Origin of the sequence: Rhodopirellula sp. JB055, assembly GCF_043100905.1 — a bacterium.
Lineage (GTDB): Bacteria > Planctomycetota > Planctomycetia > Pirellulales > Pirellulaceae > Rhodopirellula.
In genome coordinates, this window is the sequence record NZ_JBICHO010000569.1 from 1 (window position 1) to 10,752 (window position 10,752).

Annotated in this window: 9 protein-coding genes; 5 read left to right on the forward strand and 4 right to left on the reverse strand. The window is 55.2% G+C overall.

Annotation, left to right across the window (positions count from 1 at the left end):
* Window positions 1-183: 183 nt before the first annotated feature.
* Both ACF8AM_RS22135 and ACF8AM_RS22140 read left to right on the forward strand, forming a co-directional pair.
* Window positions 184-321, forward strand: a complete 138-nt coding sequence (locus ACF8AM_RS22135; RefSeq protein WP_392557741.1) for a hypothetical protein — start codon at window positions 184-186, stop codon at window positions 319-321.
* 174 nt (window positions 322-495) lie between these two features.
* The gene (locus tag ACF8AM_RS22140; RefSeq protein WP_392557749.1) at window positions 496-636 is read left to right on the forward strand and encodes an iron dependent repressor, metal binding and dimerization domain protein; all 141 of its coding nucleotides are present in this window, start codon (window positions 496-498) and stop codon (window positions 634-636) included.
* A 178-nt stretch (window positions 637-814) separates the two neighbouring features.
* On the opposite strand, the gene ACF8AM_RS22145 is transcribed toward ACF8AM_RS22140, so the two are convergent.
* Window positions 815-1,294 (reverse strand): tetratricopeptide repeat protein, encoded by a 480-nt coding sequence (locus ACF8AM_RS22145; RefSeq protein WP_392557742.1) that lies wholly within the window; start codon window positions 1,292-1,294, stop codon window positions 815-817.
* On the reverse strand, window positions 1,291-1,884 hold the full coding sequence (locus ACF8AM_RS22150; protein WP_392557743.1) for a superoxide dismutase: 594 nt from the start codon (window positions 1,882-1,884) through the stop codon (window positions 1,291-1,293). Before ACF8AM_RS22150 ends, ACF8AM_RS22145 begins: the two co-directional genes overlap by 4 nt.
* Before the next feature lie 580 nt (window positions 1,885-2,464).
* On the opposite strand from ACF8AM_RS22150, the gene ACF8AM_RS22155 reads away from it, so the two are divergent.
* The 3 genes from ACF8AM_RS22155 (at window position 2,465) to ACF8AM_RS22165 (ending at window position 9,545) form a co-directional block, all read left to right on the forward strand.
* Window positions 2,465-3,535: a DUF1559 domain-containing protein gene (locus ACF8AM_RS22155; protein WP_392557744.1), complete on the forward strand. Its 1,071-nt coding sequence runs from the start codon at window positions 2,465-2,467 to the stop codon at window positions 3,533-3,535.
* On the forward strand, window positions 3,532-5,088 hold the full coding sequence (locus ACF8AM_RS22160) for a hypothetical protein (RefSeq protein ID WP_392557745.1): 1,557 nt from the start codon (window positions 3,532-3,534) through the stop codon (window positions 5,086-5,088). The genes ACF8AM_RS22155 and ACF8AM_RS22160 overlap by 4 nt, the downstream gene beginning before the upstream one ends.
* A 491-nt stretch (window positions 5,089-5,579) precedes the next feature.
* A complete protein-coding gene (locus tag ACF8AM_RS22165; RefSeq protein WP_392557746.1) occupies window positions 5,580-9,545 on the forward strand; it encodes a PVC-type heme-binding CxxCH protein in 3,966 nt (1,321 codons plus the stop codon).
* Window positions 9,546-9,632: 87 nt separating this feature from the next.
* Here the strand turns inward: ACF8AM_RS22165 and ACF8AM_RS22170 are convergent, their stop codons facing one another.
* On the reverse strand, window positions 9,633-10,085 hold the full coding sequence (locus tag ACF8AM_RS22170) for a type II toxin-antitoxin system VapC family toxin (protein WP_392557747.1): 453 nt from the start codon (window positions 10,083-10,085) through the stop codon (window positions 9,633-9,635).
* Entirely contained in the window at window positions 10,085-10,333 is a 249-nt protein-coding gene (locus tag ACF8AM_RS22175) for a hypothetical protein (RefSeq protein WP_392557748.1), read from the reverse strand. Before ACF8AM_RS22175 ends, ACF8AM_RS22170 begins: the two co-directional genes overlap by 1 nt.
* Between the last annotated feature and the right edge of the window lie 419 nt (window positions 10,334-10,752).

Genomic DNA, 10,752 nt, shown 5'->3' on the forward strand with positions numbered 1-10,752 from the left:
CGGTATGATCCGCCGCAACGGCTGGTTGAGATGAGTTGGTTGACTGGATCGTGCGAGGCATCCAGTTTCTGAAGTGGGCGATGCAATGTGCCAACGCCTTGGAAAAATGCGCAGTCACCGGTAGGATCAACCTAGGGGCGAGATGTCCGCCCGTCTTCTCGAATATCTGTGGATGCTGCCCGAGTGAACGCTAGTAAAGCGAAAAAAGACTCCAAGTCGTTGTCGGACCCGGGGATCCACGAGCGAATTCGTATGGATCACTCCAGCGAAAAAGCGGAGGATTATGTCGAAGCGGTCGCTGAGATCTTGGCGAATCAATAATCGTGCCGCGTCGTTGATTTAGCTGGTTTTTTTGGTGTCAGTCACGTCACGGTGACCCGAATTGTCCAGCGGCTTGTTGGCGAGGGATTGCTTGAGACCGAACCCTATCGCCCGATTCGCTTGACCACGAAGGGAAAGCGTCTGGCAACCGCGTCCCGCAAACGACACGAGATCGTGCACGCGTTCCTCCTTGCGATTGGAGTGGACGAAGCGACCGCGGCGCATGATGCCGAAGGTATCGAGCACCACGTGAGCCCCAAAACGCTCAAGTGCCTGCAGAATGTAATCACGCGTTTGAAGAGCAGCACAAAATAGATGGCGTTCCTTCGTCGCCATCGTATTTCGCGGCTTTCTCAGCACGCCGTTTTGATGGGACGACCGGTCTTGATGCGTCCCGACGTGATTGCCGTGCCGCGAAATCCATCGGATGTGTCGACTTTACCTGGCATCCTTTCTGCCGGCGGTGAGCCTGTTTCGGGGCCAGGCTGACTTCCTAGTGAACGACCGCTTTCAGGTCCGGTAATTTGTCGATCATGCGTCGGGCGTCCGGGTTGATGTCGATCGCTTTCCTCGCCGCTGCTAATGCTTCGGCGATTTTCCAGTGACGCGCTGCAATGCGAGCCAGCAACACGTGGTACTCGGCGAGCCCGCCTAGTTCGGTATGGTTGATTGCGAGCACGTTCAATGCTTCTCGATCACGCTCCAATTCGATGAGGCAAGTCGCCAGGTCCAGCAAGACCACCGGGCGGCTCGCGTCTTCGTCCGCCAGTTGGTCGAGCAACTCAAGGGCCTCCTGCCAGCGACGCAAATGCATCAGCGCGGTTGCTTCGCAGTATCGAATTTCCGACATCCGCCGGTTTCGTTTGTCGAGAGATTGGATTTCAAGCAGAGCCGCTGGGTAGTTTTCATGGCGGAAGTGGTTGGCGATGCGCCGCATGGCTGCATGGATTCGACCCGCCGTGCGTTGGTTCATGCGATCGCCTCCTCCAGTTGCTTCGAGACGAAGTCCCAGTTGGCAACCTCCCAAAAACCGTCGACGAACCTGGGACGCTCGTTTCGGTAGTCGACATAGTAGGCATGTTCCCAGACATCGAGGGTCAATAGAGGCGTTTGGTGATATTTCAGAGGCGTGTCTGCATTGCCCAGCGGCAGAATCGATAGTTTGCTCTGCGAGTCGATCGCCAACCACGCCCAACCGGCACCAAAAAGTGTCGTCGCAGCTTCCGAGAACTGGTCTTTGAAGGCTTGAATGCTTCCAAAATCACGGTCAATGAAATCGGCAAGTTGCCCCGATGGGCCACCTGAAGAAGCTGGCGACATGCAGTTCCAGAAGAATGCATGATTCCAGGCTTGCGCTGCGTTGTTGAAGATACCGCCACTGCTTGCGACTACCACGTCTTGGAGGGAATGTTCTGCGAGCGGATCGTCCTTCAGCATCCTGTTCAGTTTGGTGTAGTAACCGGCGTGGTGCTTACCGTAATGGTAGCTCATCTGTTCTTCGGAAATGTACCCTTTCAAGGCGTCCATGGCGTAAGGAAGCGGCGGTTGCTGAAAGTCGGACATGCGATCGTGACCCCTGAATTGTTCGAGTAACGGTGAATTCGGCAAACCGATCCGAGCCAGCCACGGAGATGGGCACCGGCAAACGGAGTGGTTCGCGAATATGGAATGAACTTTCGAAATGTAGCGTGTGCTACACCTGGGTCAAGGGTAGCGTCGGCTACAATGTGGGGTTGGGTAGATCGATTGGGGAGAGGGCACCGCAGCGGATGTCGGAGACAGGTGCAGAAAGACGCGAATTGCTTCCAGCCTGACAACCGGTTCCGGGTTGATCACGCGGTGGTTGGCGATTCACGCGGTTTCGCTTTTGACCCTCGGCATGGCAGCCATTGTGCTCACCGGTTGGATGGGAGCGTTCTCAACCGTTGGGTGAAATGGCCAAGGTCATCTTGGCGCGCCGTTTGAGCGAACGTCGTTAGGCATCTTTTGTCTTTCGGGATGAAGGCATTGGCCAACCTTGTCGTGATTTTCGAAAGACCTTCTTGTTTCAAATGTAGCTTAGGCTACCTTTTGCGTCATCATTGTAGCATGTGCTACTGTTGTGTTTGCGTTCGAGATAAGCGAGGAGAGTCAGATGGAAACGATGGGGAAGTGGTGGCAGTGGAAGGTGATCGGGGCGGAAAACCTGAAAAGTGGCTCGGCATCGAGGCGCGGATTCACTTTGGTGGAACTGCTGGTTGTGATCGCGATCATCGGCATCTTGGTTGGGTTGCTGTTGCCTGCGGTTCAATCGGCGCGTGAAGCAGCACGGCGGATGCAATGCCAGAACAACCTGAAGCAACTTGGGCTCGCGCTGCACAATCACGAGAGCGCTCATCGAATGTTTCCGGCGGGAGTGATTCGGAAAACGTGGGACGAGCAACCGACTTGGTCCGATGGCCATTGGGGTTGGGGGGCTTTCGCGAATTTGCTGCCTTTCCTGGAGCAGACGGCGCTTCACGGTGACCTGAGGTTGGACATGCCGTTGCTAGGAGCGCCACCATCGTTTCCTATCAACCCAGAGCATGTTGACTTGGTGAAGACGGTGATCCCGGCTTATCTTTGCCCTAGCGATCTGGGGACGGTATTGGATCCACGTTATCGACCGATCAACTACGTCGCTTGCTTGGGGAGTGGGGTGGCGGGGCCCGACACGATCGCAGGCGGAGACAAAAAGGCAGATGGCGTCTTTTATGTGAATTCCAATTCAAAGCCGCGTGATATTACGGACGGTCTTTCCAACACGGTGGCAATGTCCGAGACGATTTTGGGGCCGGGGGGTGATGGCGGAGACACTTACACCACGGCAGTTCGGCCACCGCATCCAGAGAGCTACTGGTCCGCGTTGATGCCATGGATGTCGCCCACTTTGTCAGAGTCTGCATGCTCGGCAGCGACATCGTTTGGTGTGACTCGTGGAAGCGGGTGGGCATCAACAAGTCACCTTAGCGGATTTTTCAACGCCTATCTTCCGCCAAACAGCACGACGCCCGACTGCATGGTTCACTACACCTTTTCGCCGGGGTGGATTGCCGCTCGAAGTCGTCACACGGGCGGCGTGAACGCGCTGTTGTGCGATGGCAGCGTTCGTACGATGACTGAATCAGTTGATTTGGACGTCTGGCGAGCGATCAGCACGCGAGGCGGAGGCGAAGTCGTGGGGTTGTCGCAATGAACGTTTTTTCGATTCTGTCTTCTGCCTTCCAACTGGTACGGAGGTCGCCGGGGCATCTTGCGAAATGCCGTGTGTGGTATGTCACCCTGTTGTTTTGGGCTTTTGCGTTGTTGCTCAGTGCTGGAGGACATCGGGCGTTTGTCAGCCTGCGTTCTCTGGATCAGTCCATCTCCAGTGTGACTTACCAGCAGCAAGGGCGGCACGCCAATTGGGTTGGCCATGGCACTGCTGCGCATTCATTGGAATACAAGCAAAAGGTGGACCCGAGTTTCGTCGAAGCGTCCAAGCCCTCTTCCTTGGGTGATTTGCGAACGTTGACCGTCTCAACCTTCTGGGCAGGATTGGCGATTGCACTGACAGCGGGAGCGGCGATCGCCGTTTGGGCAGGCGGCCGAGTTCCGGCAAATGGAATTCAGTCGCTGATCGGTGCGCTCGCTGGTCATGCATTGTGGATCGGCGCAATCGAAGTGGGCTTGGATATCGCAGCACGCAAACTGGGGCTGGCTGGCGCACTGGCGGTTGTGGAGGATCGTGTTGTTGGAGTCCATGGAACAGGCGTGTTGATCCAGTGGTCCGCTTTGTTTTTGATTCCTGTGATGATCGGATTGACGTTTCACGAATCCAATCGCTGCGTCGTATTCAAGTGGCTGCGCAAACGCTTGCCGCTTACCAGAAGTGTTGCTCCCAGTGGGCGTGTGGAGAACTATGCGGCACGGACACTGGTTCAGTTTTTCATGACCGTCTGGGTTTGTTACGCCGGGATTCTGTGGGCGGCCGACCGTTCTTTTTCACCGTACCCTGGTGCGACGTTGACGATTGCGATGCTGTTGATCGCCATCGCAACACCGTACATGGTTTACCGAACGACACAGCAAAAGTCTGCCGCCGCCATGTTTCGTTACAGCGTCAGTGGTGCGGTGGTGGCTTGGAGTGGAATTGAAATTGCCGCCGCGACACGTTTGATTACCGAACCATGGCTGAGTGATTCTGCTTTGGGGTTGGTCGTGTGGGTTGCCAGTCCGATCCTCTTGACGGTGTTCGTCGTCCGAGCGCTGCTTGTCGACCGTTCTGAGTCGTCGAGGCAGCACGATCCACCGTGTGAACGAGGGGTGCGCAAGGAGAAACGGGCCTTTGTGACTGTGGCGATGCTAATGTCGTTGACACCAGCTTTCGTGGGGTGCTCATCCGAAGTTCCGGAAGAGGCCCCTTTGACATCGGAGCAGATGATTCAGCGTCTGGACGAAATCGCTGAGCCTCTGAAACCTGTCCCGGAGGAAGCGATGGAGGGAGTGGCCCATGCACTTGGGACGCCTGATCGTATCGCTCGTGTGTCCGCGATCCTGGCGTGCGGCAAATCAAAACGCGTGCCTCGCTATCTCAGAGCCAGCATTTTCAGCATCGCTCAGGATGATCCTGATCCTTTGGTTCGAGGGGCCGCGTTGCGGTGTCTGTGGCAGCTGGGACGCCCGACGAGCGAATTGCGGCGGTTGACGGATGAGCTTCGAGATGATGTCGTTTTCGGTGATCTCATCAAGCAGTTTCAGCGGGAATGATCGTGAACGGGGCGTGTCAATTGCTAGTCGATGTCTCGTTTGCAGGGCGAAAGTGAACTGCAATTTTCCTATGCTGTGGCAGGAGGTCGGTTGAAAACGGAGATTCCTGTTTGGGCGGTTGGGTTAGCGATCTGATGGGGTATGAGCCTTCTCGATGGTGATCAACCTGAAAGTTCGTGCATCTTCCTGATCGCTACGCTATCATGCTCTATTGATTTAGCGACCAGCGGAAAACAGTGGCAGCATCTTCGGTTCGAAGGACCTGCGTGGCTGGTTAGAGAAGGGTGACTTGTACAGGTTTCAGGTCGCTTCTTCCCATCATTCGCCGGTGACCATCTTGGGGGGCGCGGAGCGAAATGAATTTTGGCGTCCATGCTCCGGCCCACTTGGCGATCAGAGTTGGGAGCACCGATCGCTGATCGCAAAGTGGGAGCGGATTGCGCTGCCCAAAGACAAGAATGTACAACACGAGCAGACTACCGAGGAAAAACATGCCGCGAAGCATTTTGACAGTTCTCCAATCAGGCCTTTTGGTGCTGTGCTTCGGTGTTTGGCCGAACGCACCGCAGCACGCTGATGCGGAAGACGTTTTTGAGTTCCAGACCAATGATGTGGTCGCCATCTACGGCAACGGATTGGCCGATCGGATGCAGCATGACCCCTGGGTCGAGACCTTCCTTCAACATCAACTGAAGGGACTCGATGTCAGTTTCCGGAACATGAGTTTTTCGGGCGACAGAGTCAATCAGCGGCCCAGGAACAAAGGGTTCACCAATGACATCGAGTACTTGAACCACGTGGCACCGGATGTCGTCTTTTCTTTCTATGGTTTCAACGAGTCTTTTGCTGGAGCGGAGAAAGCGGATGCCTATCGCGATGAATTGATCAAGCTGGTGCAGCGGTACACCGAGGCGCGAAAGGGCGACGGGGCGGACTTGCGTTTCGTTCTGTTCAGTCCGATTGCCTACGAGAACACCGGCGACCCGAACCTGCCCGATGGCACGGAATTGAATGCGAACTTGGCGGCTTACACCGAGGCGACTCGTGAAGCGGCCGAGGAAGTCGGTGTGACCTTTGTCGATTTGTTTTCGCCAACCTTCCAGTTGTTCCAATCGAGTTCCGAGCAACTCACGCTCAACGGCGTTCACCTCAACGCAGCCGGTTACAAAAAGCTTGCCGGAATCATTTCGCGGGCGTTGCTTGATGACGAGCCTGCTGCGGATGCAGAATTGGATCTTCTGTATGGCGCGGTCAAAGACAAAAACTGGCATTGGCACAACCGTTACCGGGCAACCGATGGCAATGACATTTGGGGCAGTCGTTCTACCTTGACCTTTGTGGACGGGCAGAGCAACGCAGAGGTGTTGAAGCACGAGTTGGTGATGCTCGACGTGATGACCGCCAATCGCGACAAAGTGATTTGGGCGGCAACTCAGGGGCAGACCTTGCAAGCGGACGACAGCAACGTGCCTCCGCCGGTCAAGGTGATTTCAAACATTGGTGGCGGAAGTGCCAGTTCCAGTGCCCGAAAAGAGGGCAGCATCGATTACCTCAGTCCCGAGGAATCGCTGGCGAAGATCAACGTTCCGGACGGCTATGAGCTCAACGTTTTTGCGTCGGAAGTTCAATTTCCCGACTTGGCCAACCCCGTTCAGATGCAAGTCGATGCGAAGGGACGCTTGTGGGTTGCGAGTTGGAACACGTACCCCAAGTGGGAGCCAGGGAAGGAGATGAATGACTCCCTGATGATCTTGGAAGATACTGATAACGATGGCAAAGCCGATGTCCGCAAGATCTTCGCCCACGTTCACAACCCGCTCGGTTTTGAGTTTTGGAATGGGGGCGTGGTTGTCACGTCTGGTCCTGATCTGTTGTTCTTGAAGGACACAGATGGAGATGACAAGGCTGACGTGCGATACCCCATCCTGCAAGGGCTCGGTACCTCGGACACTCACCATGCTGCGAACAATTTGGTTTATGGGCCAGATGGCGGGATCTATTGGCAAAGCGGGATTTTCCTCGTTCACAATCACGAGACCCCGTGGAAGCAAAACCTGAATATCGGTGCGTCGGGCATGTACCGCTTTGACCCGTTGACGTTCGCGATCACGCCACACGCAGGTAACTCACCCAATCCGCACGGGACCAGTTTTGATTACTGGGGTTATTGCTATGCCAGCGACGGAACCGGTGGGCGTTGCTATCAAGTGCGTCCTGAGGGCAATGGCTTCAAGATGCACCAATTGTTGGAAAAAGAGTTTCGTCCGGTGGCAGCGAATGCGATTTTGTCTTCAGAGCATTTCCCCGAAGAGCTGCAAAACGACATTCTAATCTGCAACACGATCGGATTTTTGGGAGTGAAGCAGTACAAGCTGGACCGAGAAGGGGATGTCGTGGAGGAAGACTCTGCGGAATCGGCGCTGGAGGAACCAGCGTATGTCAAAATCACACGCGGTGGTGGTCTGATCACGGTGGATCACCCTGCCCTGAAGGATGCCAAGATCACCGGGTTCAAACTCAGCGTGAACGGGCAGCAGCAGATGAATCTCTCGGAAGTGGAGGTTTTCAGTGGCGGCAAGAACATCGCGAAAACGGCCAAGCTGAAACAATCGAGCGAATACAACAACGGAGCTTTTCCTGTCCAACGACTCGTCGATGGCGACAAGGGAAACTTCGCTCACACTTCGCCGCAGAAGGACCCGTGGATGCGAGGTGACTTCCCGTCGCCTGTGCAAATCACCGACTTCAAAGTTTGGAACCGCAAAGGCTTCGAAGACCGTTTTAACAACGGCAAGATTGAGTTCTTTGACGGCGATGATGTTGTTGCTTCCGTGGACATTGAGATTGAATCCGCCAATCCGGAAGAGAAACACCGAGAGTTCGGTGAGGTTTGGGGGACACCCGGGTTGGAGTTGCTCAACAGTGACGACCGCAACTTCCGTCCCACCGATGCTGTCGTTGGCGAGGACGGGGCTCTGTATGTTTCCGATTGGCACAACGCGATCATCGGGCACATGCAGCACAACATTCGTGACCCCAATCGTGACCATGCTCACGGCCGGATTTTCCGATTGACGGTCAAGGATCGTCCTCTGCAAAAACCTGTCAAAATCGCCGGCCAGCCCATTGAGGCTTTGCTTGAAAATCTCAAGCATCCTGTCAATGGCGTGCGGCATCGGACCCGCATCGAGCTCACTCAACATGACTCGGACAAAGTCATCGCGGCGACGCAAAAGTGGATGGCCGATTTCGATCCCAATGATGAAACGGAAGCCCACCACTTGTTGGAAGCACTTTGGTTGCATCAACGAAATGGGGTCAAGAACCAAGCATTGTTGAACCAATTGTTGGAATCGGATGTCCGGCATGCGGTGGTCGCTGCCAAGACGGTTCGCCACTTTTGGGAAAACGTTGATACGAAGGGCGGAAGCGAGTTTGCCGCCCCGGCGGAACTTGAGTTCGTCAAGTTTGACACACCCAAGCACCTCAGCGGCGCGGATCGCAAGACTTACGAGTTAGGCGCAACCATCTATCAGCGTGAATCGCACTGTGCGACTTGCCACATGACGCACGGCAAGGGAACTCCCAATGTCTACCCACCGTTGGTCGGTAGTCCCTGGGTCAACGGCAGTGAGGATCGGCTGATCAAGATGGCTCTGCATGGCGTGTGGGGCAAAATGACGGTGGCCGGGAAGACTTACGATCCCGCCCGAGGCGTGCCACCCATGACCGCGTTCCGTTCTTTACTAAAGGACGATGAGATGGCCGCGGTTCTGACCTTCGTGCGGAACACCTGGGGAAACCAAGCCTCGGTTGTCAGTCCTGAGTCCGTCGCCCGCGTTCGCGAAGAGACCAAAGGCCGGACGACGTTCTACAAACCGGAAGAGATCCTCAAGCTGCATCCGTTGGAAAAGGAATTGATGGATGAGGACACTGCACCAGAGATGGAAGTGTTCTCGAACGAGGCGTTGGAGAAAGAGTTGCTGGCCGCTTCACCGAGCAAGTTGGCTCAGGTCGCTTTGGCGAAGGGGAATTTCCAGCGTGGCAAACGATTGTTCCATGAATCGTCCGCAGCCTGCTTCGCGTGTCACTCGCCACCAGCCGGCACCGTGAGAATGGGGCCGGATCTGGAAAAGGCAGCCACCAAACGCACGAATGAAGAACTGGTCGATGCCCTGCTCCGCCCGTCGAAGTTGATTGACAAGGGCTACGCACAGGTGAGCGTGCTGACGGCGGATGGTCAGATTTTTACTGGCATTCGTGTGAGTGAAAACGACGACGAGATTGTGTTGCGCAATCTCGCTCAACCGGAACCCATCACGATTGCACAAGACGATGTCGAGGATGTGATCGAGTCGGAGGTGTCGTTGATGCCTGAGAACTTGATGCGGCAGATGAAAAACCGCAAAGAGTTCAACGACTTGTTGAAGTACATCATCGAAGTCCGCAAGAAGTGAATTGGCTTTGGTGCCGGCTGGAGGATCAATCTTGGCAGCGTGAACAAAACGGTTCACGCTGCCGAGTTGGTTAAGTAGTCAATTGCCTCAAAAATCGCCATTCAAGACGTCGTCCGGCGTGACGACCCTCAAATGCGTGAAGCGTTTGAAGTGCTTGTCATTGAACGTCAAGAGATATGTCAGCCCGTGATGGTCCATCGCAGCGACCAACCGGGCATCGTGAGCTTGTTTGCCAATCACCTTGAATTGACCGACGGTTGATTTCCATTTCTGAAAAATCCCCGGCTCGTCGTCTATCAGGTGATTGATTGCAATCAGTTGATCGAGGTCGGCGATCGCCCGTGTTTCACTCAGGCCGAGTCCGTTGTCTTGGGCGGGGCGTGTTGCAACGACGTGATACTCGTGGAGGCATTGAGGCACCAAAACCAGCTTGTGACCGTCTTTGCTAAGGCGGGCCAACGCATTCAGAGTGAGATCGTGTTTCGGATCCCCCGGGTTCGCGAGACGCACTAGAATATTCGTGTCGCATAGAACCTGCATCAGATACGGTCTGGATAGATGCTGTCCCGGTTGTCGTCCACAACGTGGCTGACAGGGTCGTGGCTTTGGGCAAATGCCCGCAATGCCTCGATCTGTTGATCAGCATCGACCGCGTCATCCGTCTTCGTGACGCTTTCGGCCTTGTCGCGTATTGCTTGCTCGATGAAGGCGGCAACCGAGGGATAGCCGAGCGTGATCGCCGCTTTTTGAGCGAGCGTTTCTGTTTCGTGCGTTAATTCAATGGTCATTGATCGTGTTTCCTCGTTTTCCCCAGAGTCTCACAGCATGGGGAAAAGTCAATCTTTTCCGTGCAAAGAACGCGTCGATGGTTCCACCAGTGCATTCACCCTGCCACCCGTGCTCCAAACCCCAACAGGCGGAACAAAACCGCACGGCTCGATCCCGCTGTCTGAATGTCACAGGGCGTTTGTGATCCATGGGGGTTCGCTGTTGCTCAAGCCCCCGGCTACTTTCTTTCATCTCTTTGGGATGGGGCTTGTTTGCTGAGCCTGCCTGCTTGAGTTTGGCTGAATTTGCAGAGCGAACGAATCTTGGGCTAGTTTTTGCCCTGGGGATCAAGCGTGATGACGACGTCTGGCATCTCATCGAATAATTGCATCGTCAGCGACCGGCAGCCCTCTGCATCGATGCGAACCTGAAGGCTGCC

Excerpts from the sequence above, each read along its gene's own strand:
- ACF8AM_RS22145 (WP_392557742.1), bottom strand. The coding sequence starts at position 1,294 with ATGAACCAACGCACGGCGGGTCGAATCCATGCAGCCATGCGGCGCATC.
- ACF8AM_RS22150 (WP_392557743.1), bottom strand. The coding sequence starts at position 1,884 with ATGTCCGACTTTCAGCAACCGCCGCTTCCTTACGCCATGGACGCCTTG.
- ACF8AM_RS22155 (WP_392557744.1), top strand. The coding sequence starts at position 2,465 with ATGGGGAAGTGGTGGCAGTGGAAGGTGATCGGGGCGGAAAACCTGAAA.
- ACF8AM_RS22160 (WP_392557745.1), top strand. The coding sequence starts at position 3,532 with ATGAACGTTTTTTCGATTCTGTCTTCTGCCTTCCAACTGGTACGGAGG.
- ACF8AM_RS22165 (WP_392557746.1), top strand. The coding sequence starts at position 5,580 with ATGCCGCGAAGCATTTTGACAGTTCTCCAATCAGGCCTTTTGGTGCTG.
- ACF8AM_RS22170 (WP_392557747.1), bottom strand. The coding sequence starts at position 10,085 with ATGCAGGTTCTATGCGACACGAATATTCTAGTGCGTCTCGCGAACCCG.
- ACF8AM_RS22175 (WP_392557748.1), bottom strand. The coding sequence starts at position 10,333 with ATGACCATTGAATTAACGCACGAAACAGAAACGCTCGCTCAAAAAGCG.